This window comes from Streptococcus sp. Marseille-Q5855 (genome assembly GCF_946901985.1).
Classification (GTDB): Bacteria; Bacillota; Bacilli; order Lactobacillales; family Streptococcaceae; genus Streptococcus.
Genome location: NZ_CAMPPR010000009.1, coordinates 128,324 through 144,893, shown reverse-complemented (window position 1 = coordinate 144,893; position 16,570 = coordinate 128,324). Strand labels below are relative to the sequence as shown.

The following is a 16,570-nucleotide window of genomic DNA, read 5'->3' as shown; positions in this document are numbered from 1 at the left end:
GTCAATCTTGAGGAATCTTCCTCAGCGGATAAACTGTATTTTTGTGCGTCCATTACACACAAGATACAGTTTACCAAATTTCCACAAAAAAGTAAAGAAATTTATAGCAGAATTCCTAAAAAAATCGCAATCAAACCACCGAGGTAGGTCAAAGCTAAATAAGAATAAAATCCCTTCCTATCACTTAACAATCTTTGGAGTTCGTCATTCAAGGTCGAAAAAGTTGTCAAACCTCCACAAAATCCTGTTGCTAAAATAGCATAGACTTCCTTAGACTCCACATGATTGTAGAATAATCCAATTAAAAAACAACCTAGAAGATTGACTATGAGCGTTCCGAGGGGCAATTTAGAAGTTTGATTATAGCGGGAAAAGAAATAGCGTACGAGTGCTCCGAAACCACAAGCAATTGCAAGATAGACCATTACCATTTCTTCCTCCCTAGAAAATAAGCTAAGAGTAGGCCTCCACCGATGCTCAAAAGCAAATACAGGACTAAACTAAGATAACGCCCTGTATCAAGCAGCTTCACAGTATCAAGCATTAGGCTGGAAAAAGTTGTTAAACCTCCACAAAAGCCCGTCCCTAGTGCTAAAATCAAGCCCTTACTAGTCCCCTTATAGACCAGATATCCCTTGACAAGATAAATCAAGCAGAAAATTCCCAGATAGTTGACAAAGAGAGTGCCCCAAGGAAAGTCTGGACTGGCTGATAACCAAGTAGAAACAAGGTAGCGCACAAGTCCGCCCAACATAGCAGCTATAAAAATGCCTAGCGGATAAAATTGTTCTTTTTTCATTTGATATTCTGATTCTGATAATCACGCGAACGTTTGAGTATGTCCGAAAAAGTCGCGACAATAGTTTCCTGATAGCGCTTATCTCCTACACGACTTCTAACCTTTTCAAAAATAACCGCTTCTCTCTTGGTATCTAAAATCGGTTTACCTGAAGCTTTCTTATAGGCAACTACACCCTCAACCAAATGCATTCGTTCTTCTAAGAGCTTGACGATTTGGTCGTCGATTTGATCAATTTCTTGACGAATACTATCTAAATCCATACAGTCTCCTCCTTTATTTGAATTATTGTATCAAAAAGCCACCAAATAGGCTAGTAAAATCCTAACTCACGATAAGAAAAATGCACTGATTGATTACATCAGCGCACGTTTATACTTATCCTACTTTAGCAGCCAATTCTTCTGCGAATTGTTCCAAGCGCTCAATGTCTTCTTCCTCAGCAGAGAGATCAACTTTAACACATTCTGAACCTTTTTCTGCTCCTGTCGAAACAAAAACACGATCAAAGTCATCAACAGCCTTACAGAATTCATCGTAGAAGGTATCTCCTGAACCAACCACTCCGTAGATTTTGCCATTCAAGTTGAGATCTGCTAGGTCTTCGTAGAAGTCCATCATCTCATCTGGCAATTCTCCATCACCATAAGTATAGGTCGCAACGATAGCGATGTCTGCTTCCAAGAAGTCTGAAGCGTCAACAGTTGTACATTCATCAACATCAACATCCAAGCCCAAGTCACGTAATTTGTCTGCTACAATATCTGCAATTTCTTCGGTATTACCGGTCATACTGGCAAATACAATTTTTGCTAATACCATATCGTCCTCCTCAATTTATCTTTCTCCATTATATCACATCTTTTTCATTTTAAAAATAAAAATTCTTGTGCTACAATGAAATGAGAAAGAATTGAGGTTATTTATGGAAATTTGCCATCAAATTTTAGAAAAAATCAAAGAATACGACACGATTATCATTCATCGTCATATGAAACCAGACCCTGATGCCTTGGGAAGTCAGGTGGGTTTGAAAGCTCTTCTCAAACATCATTTCCCTGAAAAAACCATCAAAGCCGTTGGTTATGATGAACCAACTCTAACTTGGATGGCTGAGATGGATCTTGTTGAAGATAGTGCCTACCAAGGTGCCCTTGTCATCGTCTGTGATACAGCTAATACTGCTCGTATCGATGATAAGCGCTATCGTCAAGGTGATTTTCTCATTAAGATTGACCACCATCCAAATGATGATGTATATGGTGACCTATCTTGGGTGGATACTAGTTCAAGCAGCGCTAGCGAGATGATTACTCTATTTGCCCAAACAACCCAACTGGCCTTGTCAGATCGAGCTGCTGAGTTGCTCTTTGCAGGAATTGTTGGTGATACAGGTCGCTTCCTCTACCCTTCTACCACTGCACGGACTCTTCGCCTGGCTGCTTATTTGAGAGAACATAACTTTGACTTTGCGGCTCTCACTCGCAAAATGGACACTATGAGCTACAAAATCGCAAAACTTCAAGGCTACATCTACGACCATCTGGATGTGGATGAAAATGGCGCGGCGCGCGTTATCCTGAGTCAAGAAGTCTTGAAACAATTCAATGTTACCGATGCTGAAACTGCAGCCATCGTAGGTGCACCTGGACGCATTGACAGTGTGAGTCTTTGGGGAATTTTTGTAGAACAGGCTGATGGCCACTACCGCGTTCGCTTACGCAGTAAAATCCATCCTATCAATGAAATCGCCAAGGAACATGATGGTGGAGGCCACCCTCTAGCAAGCGGTGCTAATTCCTATAGCCTAGAGGAAAACGAAATCATCTACCAAAAGTTAAAAAACTTGCTTAAAAATTGATAAAATACTTGCCAAACTTTTCAGAATCTGATAGACTAGTATGGTAACAATCTATGGCTCGCAAAGAGACCATGGCAGAAAGGAAATATTGCAAAATGAAAAAAGATATCCATCCAGAATATCGCCCAGTTGTCTTCATGGACACAACTACTGGTTACCAATTCCTTAGCGGTTCAACAAAACGCTCTAACGAAACAGTTGAGTTCGAAGGCGAAACTTACCCATTGATCCGTGTGGAAATTTCATCAGACTCACACCCATTCTACACTGGACGTCAAAAGTTCACTCAAGCAGATGGACGCGTGGATCGTTTCAACAAAAAATACGGTCTCAAATAGTGATAAAAAGACAGCTTCGGCTGTTCTTTTTTGTTTCTTGAAATCAACTACTGTTTTTATGTTCAAAACTCAAAAAAACTTTGAACTCTAGCTAGCCACACAATGGTTTCTAGAGAACAAAGTTTTTTCTTGCCTAAAAAGTATAAAAGATATATACTAGCTATATATAGTATAGATTGGAGATATACCATGACTACATCACTTACTAAGCAATACAATTTTAAAATCAATGAATCATCAATGGAACAAGCTAGAGCTATCATCAAGGAAAAAGGAATGACTATGACGGATGCTATTAGTCTTTTTATCGAGCAGATTGTTCTCGAACAAGATTTGCCAATAAAAACTGCAGAAGATTTACACTGTGAACGATTGATTCAGGAGCTACAAGCCCAATCTGAACGCGCCTTAAGAGAATATGAATCCGGACAAGGAACTTCCCTAGATGACATGAGGCTACGATATGACTTATAAAGTGATTCTATCTACTGAAGTGAGTCAGGCAATTGACAGTATCCATAACTACATCAGCACTGTTCTTTTATCACCCCAGTCGGCTAAAAATACTGTAGCCAGAATTTTAGACGGCTTAAAAAGTTTAGAAACTTTTCCTGAAGCTGGCTTTGATGCAGATGAAAAAATAGGACTAAAAATCAACAGTAAGTACCCTACGCGAGGAAAAATTATCGGTCAGTATATCTTGCTTTACTTTATCGACCAAACTCAAAGAGCTGTTTTTCTTTCCCACTTATTCCACACCAAAAGTGACTATGTTACCTTGCTCCAAAGCAAAAATAACAAAAACTCAAAATCATCATTTTAATGTCCACCACTCTCTTAATAACCTTGTACTTATAAGGAACACAGTCTTCATTTTAACTAAAAAATAAAAAAACTTTGCACTCTAGCTAGCCACACAATGGTAACCAGAGTACAAAGTTTTTTTATCTGACAAGATTTAGTCTTCCTTATCTTGACTTTCAGTTCCTTTAACTGCTTTTTTAAATTCAGATAGCATTTTACCGATTGACTCGCCTAGTTCAGGCAATCGTTTTGGTCCGAAGATCAAGAGAGCTCCTAAAACGATAATAATCAATCCTGGTGCTCCTATATCACGTAAGATTCCCATTTCTCGCTCCTTTCTGCTTTCGTTTCATAATATATTTGCTGATAGCTATACTCAATTCATAGAGTAAAATCAAGGGGGCAGTCATTGCCAAATCGCTGACAAAGTCAGCTGGTGTCAAGATGACTGCAAGTACCAATAAGATAAAATAAGCATATCGGCGATAAGCAATCAACCATTCTGGTCCAATGAGTCCAATCGACGTCAAAAAAGCAATGATAACTGGCAATTCAAAAATCAATGCCAAAGGCAAGGTCGTTTGAAAAACAAAGGACAGATAATTTTGGGCGGTTAACTGCGTTTCAAATAATCCCTCTCCCAACCCTAATAAAACCTGAAGTAAGGCTGGTGTTACAAAGTAAAAACCAAAAGCCAGTCCAACTAGAAAACAAAGGAAACTAGCTGGAATATAAGCAAAAACTGCTCTAGCCTCTTCCTTCTTTAAACCGGGTTTAATGAAAGACCAGATGTGATAAATTGTGTAAGGCAGGGTAACGGTAAAGGCCATCAGACTAGCCAAACGTATGTAAATCCATAAAATATCATTGGGCCCTAAAACAATCAATTTTTGCTGAAAAGATTGGGTCACATACTGGTAAATCTGGTCTGCAAAAAGCAGAGAGACACAGAATACCAAAAAGAAACAAATGACTACTGCCAATAATCTCTTTCTAAATTCTACCAGATGTTCAACGATTGTCAATTCTTTTCTATCCATTTATTTTTCACCCTGTCTAAAAGTGACAATCAAGACAATGACAACAAAGATTAGCTGGCTAGTCAAACCCTCCCAACTTGGATAAATTCCAAGTAGGTCGATAGTTGGAAAGTCTGTCAGCAGGTGATTTGGTGCCATATTGGTCAACTGAAGAGCATGGACACTAACCCCCAGCATCTTGAAGGCTAGGGCATAAATCATCCAAGTCAGGATAAAGAAGACCTTATGTGGCAGGAAGAATTGACTGGCCTTGTTCATCACAAGGGCAATAATTATCAGAACCAGTAAGGCAAGTGAAATTCCCAAGACAAATTCAAAGCTAGAAATCCTTGGTAAAATCCCAACATAAAAGAGAATGGTTTCTGCTCCCTCACGGAAAACAGCTAGAAAACTGAGAGCAAACATGGAAATAAAAGATCCTGTCTTAGTCACTGTTTCCATTTGTGACTCCATAAAGGTATTCCATTTTTTGACTGAGGATTTGCTGTGGAGCCAGATTCCAATCAAAATCATCATAGCTACTGCAAAAATCCCCACTGCTCCTTCTATGATTTCTCGATTGGAGCCTGATGTTACTGCTGGAAAGGCTATTTGCAGGATGAAAGCAATGACCAGACTGGCCATAATTCCAGTGATAGAACCACCATAAACCCACTTGAGCCCTTTTCGCATCTTGGCTGCTTTCAAGGTCGTCACCAAGGCCATGACGATTAAGAGGGCCTCTACTCCTTCTCTTAGAAGAATCAGCATAGCATCAAAGGCATTGTAACGTGCGCTAGTATCAATTTGTGATAAATCTGCTATCAGTTTTTCTAATTTTTCTTGGTATTCCTTCTCACTTCCCTTGACCATAATCACAGGACTTTCACTTTCCACTCGTGTATAGAGGGAAGGATTGGTCGTGCTAACAGAACCCTCAATCGTTGGCCAAATGGTAATAAATTCCTTCATACTGGCTACTCCTAATGCTTGGTCACCAGCTTGGAATTGTTCCAAAGCCTTCTTCAAAAGGGCAATACCATCTTTAAGACTCAAATCAGAAGATGCTTCTGCAACTTCTTTTCCACTCACAAAATCATCAATAGCCTTTTTTAAGTCCTCAAAGGAAGTCTGGATGGAGTTGAAATCTGTAGGCTCGGTTTCCATACTACTACGCAAGAAAGAAATAGCTGTTTCAACACGGCCATAATGGGCTGTACTATTGTCACGAACCACACTTTCATTGATAGTCCAAGTGGAATTCATTTTCTTAAAGGCTTCACGAACCTTTTCCAAATCTTTGGAGGCAATGGCCTGTTCCAAAGCTTCAAAACGAGGACTTAGGCGGTTGACCAATTTTTCCTTTTCCGCATCTAGGTCAATAGGATTTTGTTCTTTTTCAAAGGCTAATAAGGCTGAAGAAATTTCGGTGAGTTTATCTTCAGTAATCTCTCCAGATAGAGCTAACTTTTTCTTAACAACCTTACCAGCCTCAGAACTGCTGTCTTCTACTCTTTCGAAGTCTGATGCCATCTCTTGAACAAGTTTCTGAGCCTCAGATTGATTCCCATTTTTGACCGCTTTAGAAGCATCTGTGATTTTCACAAAGTAAGAACTCAAGCTTTCTTGGGCACCTGCTGGGGAAAGAATTAAAAATGACAAAGCTAAAACTAGTAACCAGCTTTTAGCCTTCCAATAATTTCTGACCAACGTAGCCTCCTTTCTCCACACCACCAAAGCAAGCAAAGAGTCCACTACCGATGTGAGTGATGTATTCATTCATCTTATCAGTAGCACCTAGATTGGTTTGAACCTTGACAAAGTTATCAGGATCCTTCTGGAAAGAAATGAAGAGCAAGCCTGTATCAAACTGGCCAGTCTTTTCATCAATCCCATCTGAGTAAGAATAAGAACGACGTAAAAGTGGCTTATCCACTTCTTTGGCCAAACGAACATGCGAATCATCAGGCAAAAGACTCAAATCCACTTCATCAAACTCATTCTTCTTACCAAAGGGGGCACCACTTTCCTTATAACGGCCAAATGTATTTTCTTGTTCTTCGAGACTAGTGCGATCCCAGGTCTCTAAAAACATTTGAATCCGACGGACTGCCATATAAGAACCATGTTCCATCCAGTCCTTACTATCAGCCCAGATAACACGGTCAAAGTCTTGCTCCTTGGTTGGATTTGCTGTCCCATCTTTAAAACCAAAGAGGTTACGCGGAGTCTCCATTCGATCTCCGATGGCAGCAAAACCAGACTGACTCCAACGAAGGGTCACTGCATTTCTCCCCTTACGAATGAGATTTCGAATAGCATGAAAGGCAACCTGCTCATCATCTGCACAGGCCTGGATGACAATATCCCCACCAGTATATTTTTCACGCAATTGCTCCTTAGGAAAAGGCGGCAAATCCCTAAACACTTGAGGACGCTTGTTTTCCAAGTTCATCTTTTTCAAGAAACTGGCAGACACACCAAAAGTCAGAGTCAAGCGATGCGGGTTAAGCCCGACTGTCTCCCCAGTATCGCTAGGAGGTAAGAGAGCATTCTGTCCATCTTTTTTGACCAATTCCCCCTCAACCAACTTAGCACTATAATCCGTCCAATCCTTGAATAGTTGGATAATCTTATCTCTATCCGTCGTATGCAAGTCCAAAACGACAAAATAGATATTCTTTTGCATGGGCGTACTAATCCCTGCTTGATGCTTGCCATAAAAAGCAATTTTTTCATTTCCGTACGAGATTTTTTCCTGACTTCCTAGCTTAGGTGCGAAAAAAGCAGAAGCACCAGAGAGTCCTAGCGCTAAACCAGCCCCTCCAATCCCTGCTTTTTTTAGAAATTCTCGACGGTCCATTTTCTTCTCAAAAAACTTTTCGTCTTTTTCAGTCATGACTCTTATTCTCCACTAAGAAATTTACCCATTTGTGACAGAGGTTCACCAAGTTTTGTCACAGCTTCTGACAATTCTTTGGTATCTTCTTTTGTCAAATCAGTATAGAGTTTGTAGTGTTCCTTATCTGTCATGTGTTTATCCAACAAACTATTGACAGACTTGAAGTCTGCTTCCAATTCTTTAACTAGGTTAGCATCTGATTTTTCAAGTAAAGGTTTAAAGAGTTGGAAAATCTTCTCAGCACCCTCAATATTGGCACGGAAGTCATACAAGTCTGTATGAGAATAAATTTCCTCTTCCCCTGTAATCTTGCTTGTTGCCACTTCGTTAAGCAAGTCAACTGCCCCAGTCAGCATAACCTTGTAGTCCACATCAACAGTTGCAATCTTAGCTTTCAATTCCTTGATATCATTGACCAACTGATCGCCATAGCTTTCAGTCCCTTTAGTTGTATTGTCTTCCCAAAGAATACGCTCAATACGGTGGAAACCTGACCAGCCTTCCTCTGTCTTGTTTTCATCCATGTAGTCTGCTAAACGGAAGTCAATCTTGACATCTGACTCACCAAAACTCTCGGCAATCGGTTCTGAACGCTCATAAGACATACGAATCAGTGGATAGACCTTCTTAGCTTCTTCTAACTTACCTTCTTTCAAAAGTTTGACAAAGCCTTCCGTATCTGTCAAGAGTTTATCGATTTGCTCTTGCACAAAAGTCTTATAGTCAGCAGTGGCCTTATCAAGCATTTTTTGCTTGTCTTCAGACAAGGCTGTCACCTTAGATGAATCGGTTGTATCTGCTGATTTTTCAAACCTAACAGCACAAGCTGTCAATAGCAAGGCTGAAGATAAAAGGACAAAACCTAGTTTTTTCATTGTATACTCCTAGTGGTTCAGGAAACCTGAATTAATTTTATACTCTTCAAAAATCAAATTCAAACCACGTCAGCGTCGGCTTGTCGTACTCAAGTACTGCCTGCGCCTAGCTTTCTAGTTTGCTCTTTGATTTTTATTGAGTATTACGTTTCATTATACCATGTTTTCACTAATTTTTCAATAAATTTTCAGAAAATTTAATGTTATGAATAGCATTACAAATGTAAAAAACTAAGCCTAGGACAATCTCCAAAGCTTAGTTTGATGTAATTCTTAATTTCCAGCGTAATATTTTTGAATTCCTTTAATAATGCCTTCAACTAACTTATCTTGGTATTGATCACTACGGATTCGTTGGTTTTCTTCTGGATTATCCATATAACCCAACTCCAATAACACAGCAGGTTTCGCAGTCTCACGAAGAACAGCGAAGGTGGCTTGCAGAAGCCCAGCATCTCTAGCACCTGTCTCGGTCAAGAGAGAGGAGTGAAGGTCAGCTGCCAAACGATTACTTTCACTCATTCGGTCTGGATTATTGTGCCAGTACTGGTTAATCTTGCTCGGGTAACCTGCATCTTCCTTATAAGAATAAGTCTGTATTCCCAGATTCAGTGTTGTGTCATTCCCAGTAGCGTTAAAATGAATACTAATAAAGAAGTCTGCATTCGTCTTATTTACCATACGAGAACGCTCCGTCACAAAGTCAACATCCACATCACTATCACGAGATGTTAGAACTGTATAGCCAAGTTCTTCTAAACGTTTCCGTAATTTACGAGAGACCTGTAGATTCAAATCTTTTTCAGCTATTCCATAATAGTAAGCGCCCGAATCACGTCCACCATGCCCAGGATCTAGGAAGATAGTTTTAGTATAGCGCCCCTTTTCAAATCCTTTTGGAAGTTCTTGCACCCATTTACCATTATCTTTGAAAAAATGACTACTTCCATCAATAGTATAAGTTCCAGTGACATAAACGCCATCTTCTTTAAGATAATACCATGCTTTATAATCTTGATCATAAAGCCACTCTTTGTGAGCCATGTAGCCATCAGATTTTAGATAGTAAGAGCCAACCCATTGCTGTTCAGCATAGTGTCCGCCTGGCTTAAGATAAAACCAGCTAGAGTAGTTAGGATCGTACACCCATTCTTTATCTGCCATAGCCCCACTGGATTTCAGGTAATAATTTCCCTTCCAGGTATTAGCCATCATGACACCATTTTGATCAAATGCATACCATTTACCATTGATTTGACTCCATTGGTTAGACAGATATTTTCCTGAGCCATTGGCGTAGTACCACTTGTTAGCCATCTGATACCAGCTATTTTCAAGTAAGTAACCATCCTTATCAAATAGGTAGCCCTCATAAAGAGTATCTGTAAATTTGACACCTGTTTGACTATAATAAGTCCACTTCCCGTCTTCTTTTACCCAACCAGTTTGTAGCTTAGACTCAGTAGGAAGAGTTGGCTTTGTCTCCTGCTTACTCGAACTAGGAGTCGTTGGCTGATTTTCTGTAGCTACTTGAAAAGGACTTGCAGAGCTAGTAGTTGAACCACCGATAGAGTTATTCGTAGGATGACTAGTATCATTAGCTAAAACTGTTTGGCTAGTGAATCCAAGAAGAGTCAGAGCAAGAATCGTAAATTTCTTATATGATTTCATTTATTTAACCTTTCTAGGGAAATGGAATCCCTGTGTTATTGAGTTATTTGACTTCCTTGATGAAGGAGTTTTTATTATAACTTTCTCTTTATATTATACACTAAATGCAATCAAATATGACAAAAACTGCTAATACATCTTATTTTTTATGTCACTGAAAAAAGTAAAATCTGTGTATCTGGTTTCTACTTTATATTTGGATTTACTATGTACAAGGGAGATGTTATAATAAAAATAGGAGGAGATAAAATGAACCAAAAAGCTAAAGCCTTTACACTTGCTACAGTTCTAGCACTTTCATTGTTAGGAGCTGGAAGTCTTGCACCACAATCCGTTGCTGCTAATGATAGGCTGGTTTCCACTCAAGAAATCAATGGTCAATCCTACCATATCTTAAACTCTGAGGTCACTAGTACTTCTGCTGGTACTACTCTAGTTGGGATTGAAGGGACTTTCTTAACGCCAGATAAACAAGCAATCTTAGATCGTATCAACTCTATTCGAAAAGAGGCTGCAGATGAAGGTCTAGTTACTAGCTATGTTCCCATCAAATGGTCAACGGCCCTAGAGAAAACAGCCTTTGTTCGTGCAGCAGAAGCTTCGATCACCATTGATCACACACGCTTGTCTAGTAAGGACATTTGGAGCGCTTGGCCTTCAGGAAATTTCTCCCTTTCAGAAAATTTGGCTTGGAACTACAATGGATTTATGAAGGCCATCCAGCAATGGTATGATGAAAAAGCCGATTATGTTAAATCTCGTAGTGGTGTCAGTGTTACAGGTCAAACTGGACACTATAAATCCTTAATTGATCCAAAGCTGACCTATATGGGGCTTGCAGCCTTTGAAAACCCTGTCACTCAAAATGGATGGATTACCGTTGCACAAAGTTTCGGAACAGCATCTGGTGGCTCTGAAGAATTAGCTGGTGGTTATGGAAAGGCCATTCAATATACAGAAGCAAATTCTTCTCAGACTCAAACATTTGCAACTAAGGCGAATCTTTTTGACAAAGACTTAAAGGCTATCGGAACTCATAAAACCAAAAATGAAAATACAAATTCAAGTCAGAAAAATGGGTTCAATCATTCCCAATACTTCGGAAGTTGGATTCAATCAAACGGACGTTGGTGGTTTAAACACAATGACGGCTCATACACGAGTAATGGATGGGAAAAAATAAATAGAACTTGGTATCGCTTTGACAACTCTGGCTGGATGCAAACAGGCTGGGTGAAAGACGGTAGCTGGTACTATCTCGACGGTTCAGGCGCTATGAAGACTGGTTGGCTCAAAGATAATGGTAGCTGGTACTACCTTCAAGATTCAGGTGCTATGAAAACAGGCTGGATGAAAGTATCTGGCAAATGGTACTATGCCTATAATTCAGGTGCACTCGCAATCAATACGACTACACCTGACGGTTACCGTGTTAATTACAATGGGGAATGGGTAGGATAATTTAACACACCAAAAAGACTCTATACTATCTCACAGTGAGTAATCTTCACTTTCAGATAGTATAGAGATTTTTATTTACCTAGTATAGCTCTTATCTTAGACGTTTATAACAAACTGAAACAAGAACAAGACAAAAGCACCTCGTAAAAAGTACTGCAAGTTGCTCATACCTTTTTGAGGTGCTTTTTGATATGAGCCCATGTTTTTCAATAGGATTGTACTCAGGTGAGTAGAGAGGAAGAGGTAAAAATTTATGCCCAAACTCTTCACATAAAAGTTCTAGCTTCCCCATTCTATGGAATCTTGCATTATCCATAATAATAATAATAATAACTGATGGTGTATTTAATGTTGGTAAGAGAAACTTCTGAAACCAAGCTTCAAAAAAGTCGTTCGTCATCGTCTCTTCGTAGGTCATTGGAGCGATTAACTCACCATTCATTTGTTAACCCTGCAACCAAAGAAAATCCTCTGATATCTTCTTCCAGATACTTTACCTCTTATTAACTGACCTTTTAATGAGAGACCATATTCTGGATAAAAATAAGTATCGAATCCTGTTTCATCAATATAAACAGGTGCTAGGTGCTTTAAATTATTAAATTTTTTAAGAAATAAGGCTACTTTTTCTGGGTCTTGTTCATAGATAGTATAGTACTTTATGGTTACCGAACAAGTCTAATGAAAAAATTCTGATGATAGTTCTAAATCTCAATAACCGCTTGGGTTCCATGATCCAACTCCAGCAAGACATCTATACTTGTATAGAAAATCCTGCCCTGAATAAGGAGATGTAAATATTTCTTTCCTCCAAAATGGTCATAGTTTTGCTGGCAAATCTAACATATCATGGATAAATTAACAAGTGATTTCTGAATTGCTAAACATTTTCTTTTCTTATAGCATATTTTCAGATTTTCTCTTTGAGAAAGATATTTACAAGAAAAAGGTTCGTTTTTTGTCTATTTTCAAAAAGTCTTAAAACTAAATTGAAAGAATTTGGTAAATTCCCAAACTAAGTTCCACCGCTAATCCAAGTGGAAGTTAGTCTGATAAAAATCCTAAAAACCAGTGGAAATCCGTGTCAGGGTAAGTTCCACTGGTTTTAAATATGCTTGATTTTATTGTTTTTGTAGCCGAAAGGAATCGAAAAAAAGAGCGCACAAAATCCCCTCATCTGAAAGCGTTTCAGATTAAGTTCCGCTATGGTGGAAGTTAGTGTGAGACGTTTGAATAGGGTTTTAGGTTAGTTTTTAGAACTTATGTTGGAGTAATGTAGACGACTGACAGACGTCTTCTGCAGGTATTTTAGAAATGCCGAGAAGCTTAGGAATTTCTTCTCCATAAGTAAAGGCAAAGAGTTCATAAGCTGACTTTCCATTCAAAGCAGCACGTTTGACGCTGTTGACATGAGAGCAGACGAGATTGATGTCCTCTTGAGTTAAGTTGTCAAAGGAAATTCCCTTTGTTAGGATGTCGCGAATCAAGGTGTGATTTTTCTCGATTCTCCCTTTCTGGTCAGAGCGATTAGGGTCACAAAAGAAGAGTTTACTCTCTCCTCGCACATCCATTTCGATGTCATCAACCCTTGCAAACTCTCCACCATTATCGGTAAGAATGACAGGGAAGAGTTGGAAGAAATCTTTGTCAGCTTGGTGAAGAGTGTTCTTGATGTCATAGAGGTGTTTGGTAACCTCAAGGGCAGTTTTATTATCCAGCAGTCTAGCGAAGATACAGTTACAGAAAGATAGATTGAAGGTGAGTAGGACTTTACCTCCCATTCTGCCCATAACGGTATCCATTTCTAGCCAAGAGTCTAGTTGATTAAGGGTTAAATAATTTAGGAAATCCTCATAGGAACGGCCTTTTTTAGCTTCTTTAGGGATGGGAGGTAGCTTACTTTTTCTTCGTTCTTTAAATTTAACGGCTCTGGTTAGGTCAATAGGAGCGATAGACAGGTAACCTTTTCGGATGTGTCGATAGACAGTTGAGGAGCTGACATCAAGATTGTGAGTTTTGAGGATATGATAGATGTGTTGTCCCTTTTTAACACCATCAGAAATGACTTTGTCCATGTCCCAGAAGGTCTTAGAATTGAGGGGAGTTCCTTCACGAGCTTCTACAAGAGTTTGTTCGTATTGTTTTTGAGCTTGTTTAGCGAGGTAGAAGATTTTTTTAAATCCACAATTTTGTCTTCTTTTAGGACAGCCGTTACAGACAAAGGGAGCCTTGTCGAGTAGAGGGCAAGGAAGGTTATGGCCTGTAGACTCTCGGACTTGTCTGTTTCGTTTGACTTCTTTGGAAACAGTAGTCGGGTCTTTTAGAATAAGTTGCCCGATCGCTTTGAAGGTTTCACCGCGCTCTAAGCCCAGTTGGATATCATTACGGTCTGAAAGGGTAAGATGTTTATGTTTTGTCATAGTAGACCTCATTTCTAACTCAAACGTCTCACACTTAATTCCACCATAAAAATCCGTTTTAGACTAACTTCCACTTTGGATAGGCAAGTGGAAGTTACTTTGAGAAGTTAGCATTGAAAGAATTTTTAGAAAATTTTTGCTTTTCTCTTTACAGTTTAAAAAAATTCTGCTATAATAGCTCATGTAATAAAATATGACAATAAAAGGAGAACGATATGACATCTGCTAAAGAATATATCCAAAGCGTGTTTGAAACTGTAAAAGCTCGTAACGGGCACGAGGCTGAATTCCTCCAAGCTGTTGAAGAATTTTTCAACACTTTAGAACCTGTATTTGAAAAACACCCTGAGTATATCGAAGAAAATATCTTGGCACGTATTACTGAGCCTGAGCGCGTGATTTCTTTCCGTGTTCCTTGGGTTGACCGTGATGGAAAAGTTCAAGTAAACCGTGGCTACCGTGTTCAATTCAACTCAGCTGTTGGACCATACAAAGGCGGACTTCGTTTCCATCCAACTGTAAACCAAGGGATCTTGAAATTCCTCGGATTTGAACAAATCTTTAAAAATGTCTTGACTGGACTTCCTATCGGTGGAGGTAAAGGTGGATCAGACTTCGATCCTAAAGGTAAAACAGATGCTGAAGTGATGCGCTTCTGCCAAAGCTTCATGACTGAATTGCAAAAATACATTGGGCCATCACTTGATGTACCTGCTGGTGATATCGGTGTTGGTGGACGTGAGATTGGTTACCTTTACGGTCAATACAAACGCCTTAACCAATTTGATGCTGGTGTCTTGACTGGTAAACCTCTTGGATTTGGTGGTAGCTTGATTCGTCCAGAAGCAACTGGTTACGGTTTGGTTTACTACACTGAAGAAATGCTCAAAGCTAACGGTAACAGCTTTGCTGGTAAGAAAGTGGTTATTTCAGGTTCTGGTAACGTAGCTCAATACGCTCTTCAAAAAGCGACTGAACTTGGTGCAACTGTTATCTCTGTATCTGACTCAAACGGCTATGTCATCGATGAAAATGGTATCGACTTCGATCTTTTGGTTGACGTTAAAGAAAAACGTCGCGCTCGTTTGACTGAGTATGCTGCTGAAAAAGCAACTGCTACTTATCATGAAGGTTCTGTATGGACTTACGCTGGAAACTATGACATTGCGCTTCCATGTGCGACTCAAAACGAAATCAACGGTGAAGCAGCTAAACGTTTGGTTGCTCAAGGCGTTATCTGTGTATCTGAAGGTGCCAACATGCCAAGCGACCTTGATGCCATCAAAGTCTACAAAGAAAATGGTATCTTCTACGGACCTGCAAAAGCTGCCAACGCTGGTGGTGTAGCCGTTTCAGCACTTGAAATGAGCCAAAATAGTCTTCGCCTCTCATGGACTCGTGAAGAAGTTGATGGACGTCTCAAAGACATCATGACAAACATCTTCAACACAGCTAAAACAACTTCAGAAACATACGGTCTTGATAAAGACTACCTTGCAGGAGCAAACATTGCTGCCTTTGAAAATGTAGCAAATGCTATGATTGCACAAGGTATTGTTTAAGATTTATTTTCTCAATCCTCAATCGCTCTGATTGGGGATTTTTAGTTGAGTTAAACAGTTGGAAAATTCTAATTTCATTTCATTTAATTAAATGAAATGAAATAAAAACCAAACAAATTGATTTCGGAATTCAAACCAATTTCTAACAATGTTTTATAAAACTCGGTGGACTATTCTAAATTCAATCTATTTTATACTCTTCGAAAATCTCTTCAAACCACGTCAGCGTCGCCTTACCGTATGTATATGATACTGACTTCGTCAGCTCTATCCACAACCTCAAAACAGTGTTTTGAGCAGCCTGCGGCTAGCTTCCTAGTTTGCTCTTTGATTTTTATTGAGTATTACTTACTCGCCAACTTTTTTATACAAAAAGAAAAACCGCTACTCCTAAGAATAACGGTTTAATCATGTTTTTAAGCTACTAATGTAGTCGCTCTATTATTTAAGAGTAACTGAAGCTCCAGCTTCTTCCAATTTAGCTTTGATTTCTTCAGCTTCTGCAGTTGCAACGCCTTCTTTAACAAGTGCTGGTGCACCGTCAACAAGTTCTTTAGCTTCTTTAAGACCAAGACCTGTGATTTCACGTACAACTTTGATAACGCCAACTTTTTTGTCGCCTGCAGATGTCAATTCAACGTCGAATGAATCTTTAGCAGCACCAGCGTCAGCAGCACCAACCGCAGCAACAGCTACAGGAGCAGCTGCAGTTACACCAAATTCTTCTTCGATAGCTTTTACAAGGTCGTTCAATTCAAGGATTGAAGCTTCTTTAATTTCAGCAATAATGTTTTCAATGTTCAATGCCATTGTTATTTCCTCCAAATATGTTTTTAAATTTATAATAGATTTTTCGTA

Annotated in this window: 18 protein-coding genes and 1 pseudogene; 6 read left to right on the top strand and 13 right to left on the bottom strand. The window is 39.3% G+C overall.

Annotated elements, in window-relative coordinates; all coding sequences use genetic code 11:
- Positions 1–101: 101 nt before the first annotated feature.
- From crcB (OC529_RS11115) to OC529_RS11100, 4 genes are all read right to left on the bottom strand, one after another.
- Positions 102–431: a fluoride efflux transporter CrcB gene (crcB, locus tag OC529_RS11115; RefSeq protein WP_054388225.1), complete on the bottom strand. Its 330-nt coding sequence runs from the start codon at positions 429–431 to the stop codon at positions 102–104.
- On the bottom strand, positions 425–799 hold the full coding sequence (crcB, locus tag OC529_RS11110; RefSeq protein ID WP_000712082.1) for a fluoride efflux transporter CrcB: 375 nt from the start codon (positions 797–799) through the stop codon (positions 425–427). Before crcB (OC529_RS11110) ends, crcB (OC529_RS11115) begins: the two co-directional genes overlap by 7 nt.
- On the bottom strand, positions 796–1,062 hold the full coding sequence (locus tag OC529_RS11105) for a chorismate mutase (RefSeq protein WP_000362492.1): 267 nt from the start codon (positions 1,060–1,062) through the stop codon (positions 796–798). The genes crcB (OC529_RS11110) and OC529_RS11105 overlap by 4 nt, the downstream gene beginning before the upstream one ends.
- Before the next feature lie 115 nt (positions 1,063–1,177).
- The gene (locus tag OC529_RS11100) at positions 1,178–1,621 is read right to left on the bottom strand and encodes a flavodoxin (protein ID WP_000241950.1); all 444 of its coding nucleotides are present in this window, start codon (positions 1,619–1,621) and stop codon (positions 1,178–1,180) included.
- Between the two features lie 103 nt (positions 1,622–1,724).
- On the opposite strand from OC529_RS11100, the gene OC529_RS11095 reads away from it, so the two are divergent.
- The 4 genes from OC529_RS11095 to OC529_RS11080 all read left to right on the top strand — a co-directional run bounded on the left by OC529_RS11095 (position 1,725) and on the right by OC529_RS11080 (position 3,821).
- Positions 1,725–2,660 carry a DHH family phosphoesterase gene (locus tag OC529_RS11095; RefSeq protein ID WP_262082187.1) on the top strand — a complete coding sequence of 312 codons (936 nt, stop codon included), beginning with the start codon at positions 1,725–1,727 and terminating at the stop codon, positions 2,658–2,660.
- 95 nt (positions 2,661–2,755) lie between these two features.
- A complete protein-coding gene (locus OC529_RS11090) occupies positions 2,756–2,998 on the top strand; it encodes a type B 50S ribosomal protein L31 (protein ID WP_000710764.1) in 243 nt (80 codons plus the stop codon).
- A gap of 189 nt (positions 2,999–3,187) precedes the next feature.
- Positions 3,188–3,472: a type II toxin-antitoxin system RelB/DinJ family antitoxin gene (locus tag OC529_RS11085; RefSeq protein WP_173307320.1), complete on the top strand. Its 285-nt coding sequence runs from the start codon at positions 3,188–3,190 to the stop codon at positions 3,470–3,472.
- Positions 3,462–3,821 (top strand): type II toxin-antitoxin system RelE/ParE family toxin, encoded by a 360-nt coding sequence (locus OC529_RS11080; protein ID WP_173307319.1) that lies wholly within the window; start codon positions 3,462–3,464, stop codon positions 3,819–3,821. The genes OC529_RS11085 and OC529_RS11080 overlap by 11 nt, the downstream gene beginning before the upstream one ends.
- Positions 3,822–3,956: 135 nt before the next feature.
- On the opposite strand, the gene tatA is transcribed toward OC529_RS11080, so the two are convergent.
- From tatA to OC529_RS11050, 6 genes are all read right to left on the bottom strand, one after another.
- Positions 3,957–4,127 carry a twin-arginine translocase TatA/TatE family subunit gene (tatA, locus tag OC529_RS11075; RefSeq protein ID WP_173307318.1) on the bottom strand — a complete coding sequence of 57 codons (171 nt, stop codon included), beginning with the start codon at positions 4,125–4,127 and terminating at the stop codon, positions 3,957–3,959.
- On the bottom strand, positions 4,111–4,842 hold the full coding sequence (tatC, locus tag OC529_RS11070) for a twin-arginine translocase subunit TatC (RefSeq protein WP_173307317.1): 732 nt from the start codon (positions 4,840–4,842) through the stop codon (positions 4,111–4,113). Before tatC ends, tatA begins: the two co-directional genes overlap by 17 nt.
- Positions 4,843–6,531: an FTR1 family protein gene (locus tag OC529_RS11065; RefSeq protein ID WP_262082186.1), complete on the bottom strand. Its 1,689-nt coding sequence runs from the start codon at positions 6,529–6,531 to the stop codon at positions 4,843–4,845.
- Positions 6,506–7,720, bottom strand: a complete 1,215-nt coding sequence (gene efeB, locus OC529_RS11060) for an iron uptake transporter deferrochelatase/peroxidase subunit (protein WP_173307315.1) — start codon at positions 7,718–7,720, stop codon at positions 6,506–6,508. Before efeB ends, OC529_RS11065 begins: the two co-directional genes overlap by 26 nt.
- Before the next feature lie 5 nt (positions 7,721–7,725).
- Complete coding sequence (gene efeO, locus OC529_RS11055; RefSeq protein ID WP_173307314.1) at positions 7,726–8,598, bottom strand: iron uptake system protein EfeO; 873 nt, start codon at positions 8,596–8,598, stop codon at positions 7,726–7,728.
- A 273-nt stretch (positions 8,599–8,871) separates the two neighbouring features.
- The gene (locus OC529_RS11050) at positions 8,872–10,269 is read right to left on the bottom strand and encodes an N-acetylmuramoyl-L-alanine amidase (RefSeq protein WP_262082185.1); all 1,398 of its coding nucleotides are present in this window, start codon (positions 10,267–10,269) and stop codon (positions 8,872–8,874) included.
- Between the two features lie 249 nt (positions 10,270–10,518).
- Here OC529_RS11050 and OC529_RS11045 point away from each other — a divergent pair, with 249 nt between their 5' ends.
- Entirely contained in the window at positions 10,519–11,730 is a 1,212-nt protein-coding gene (locus tag OC529_RS11045; protein WP_262082184.1) for an N-acetylmuramoyl-L-alanine amidase family protein, read from the top strand.
- A gap of 164 nt (positions 11,731–11,894) precedes the next feature.
- Here the strand turns inward: OC529_RS11045 and OC529_RS11040 are convergent.
- A pseudogene (locus OC529_RS11040) lies at positions 11,895–12,390 on the bottom strand (transposase); the annotation flags it as partial.
- Between the two features lie 593 nt (positions 12,391–12,983).
- Complete coding sequence (locus OC529_RS11030; RefSeq protein ID WP_262081817.1) at positions 12,984–14,150, bottom strand: IS30 family transposase; 1,167 nt, start codon at positions 14,148–14,150, stop codon at positions 12,984–12,986.
- A 215-nt stretch (positions 14,151–14,365) separates the two neighbouring features.
- On the opposite strand from OC529_RS11030, the gene gdhA reads away from it, so the two are divergent.
- On the top strand, positions 14,366–15,712 hold the full coding sequence (gdhA, locus tag OC529_RS11025) for an NADP-specific glutamate dehydrogenase (protein ID WP_000199543.1): 1,347 nt from the start codon (positions 14,366–14,368) through the stop codon (positions 15,710–15,712).
- A 441-nt stretch (positions 15,713–16,153) separates the two neighbouring features.
- Here gdhA and rplL read toward each other — a convergent pair whose 3' ends face one another.
- Positions 16,154–16,522 carry a 50S ribosomal protein L7/L12 gene (rplL, locus tag OC529_RS11020; RefSeq protein ID WP_049541306.1) on the bottom strand — a complete coding sequence of 123 codons (369 nt, stop codon included), beginning with the start codon at positions 16,520–16,522 and terminating at the stop codon, positions 16,154–16,156.
- Between the last annotated feature and the right edge of the window lie 48 nt (positions 16,523–16,570).

Bases quoted from the DNA above. Each gene is read 5' to 3' on its own strand.
- tatA (WP_173307318.1), bottom strand. From the start codon at position 4,127: ATGGGAATCTTACGTGATATAGGAGCACCAGGATTGATTATTATCGTT.
- efeB (WP_173307315.1), bottom strand. From the start codon at position 7,720: ATGACTGAAAAAGACGAAAAGTTTTTTGAGAAGAAAATGGACCGTCGA.
- OC529_RS11080 (WP_173307319.1), top strand. From the start codon at position 3,462: ATGACTTATAAAGTGATTCTATCTACTGAAGTGAGTCAGGCAATTGAC.
- OC529_RS11090 (WP_000710764.1), top strand. From the start codon at position 2,756: ATGAAAAAAGATATCCATCCAGAATATCGCCCAGTTGTCTTCATGGAC.
- OC529_RS11105 (WP_000362492.1), bottom strand. From the start codon at position 1,062: ATGGATTTAGATAGTATTCGTCAAGAAATTGATCAAATCGACGACCAA.
- OC529_RS11085 (WP_173307320.1), top strand. From the start codon at position 3,188: ATGACTACATCACTTACTAAGCAATACAATTTTAAAATCAATGAATCA.
- OC529_RS11030 (WP_262081817.1), bottom strand. From the start codon at position 14,150: ATGACAAAACATAAACATCTTACCCTTTCAGACCGTAATGATATCCAA.
- crcB (WP_000712082.1), bottom strand. From the start codon at position 799: ATGAAAAAAGAACAATTTTATCCGCTAGGCATTTTTATAGCTGCTATG.
- tatC (WP_173307317.1), bottom strand. From the start codon at position 4,842: ATGGATAGAAAAGAATTGACAATCGTTGAACATCTGGTAGAATTTAGA.
- OC529_RS11095 (WP_262082187.1), top strand. From the start codon at position 1,725: ATGGAAATTTGCCATCAAATTTTAGAAAAAATCAAAGAATACGACACG.
- rplL (WP_049541306.1), bottom strand. From the start codon at position 16,522: ATGGCATTGAACATTGAAAACATTATTGCTGAAATTAAAGAAGCTTCA.
- gdhA (WP_000199543.1), top strand. From the start codon at position 14,366: ATGACATCTGCTAAAGAATATATCCAAAGCGTGTTTGAAACTGTAAAA.
- efeO (WP_173307314.1), bottom strand. From the start codon at position 8,598: ATGAAAAAACTAGGTTTTGTCCTTTTATCTTCAGCCTTGCTATTGACA.
- OC529_RS11100 (WP_000241950.1), bottom strand. From the start codon at position 1,621: ATGGTATTAGCAAAAATTGTATTTGCCAGTATGACCGGTAATACCGAA.
- OC529_RS11045 (WP_262082184.1), top strand. From the start codon at position 10,519: ATGAACCAAAAAGCTAAAGCCTTTACACTTGCTACAGTTCTAGCACTT.
- crcB (WP_054388225.1), bottom strand. From the start codon at position 431: ATGGTAATGGTCTATCTTGCAATTGCTTGTGGTTTCGGAGCACTCGTA.
- OC529_RS11050 (WP_262082185.1), bottom strand. From the start codon at position 10,269: ATGAAATCATATAAGAAATTTACGATTCTTGCTCTGACTCTTCTTGGA.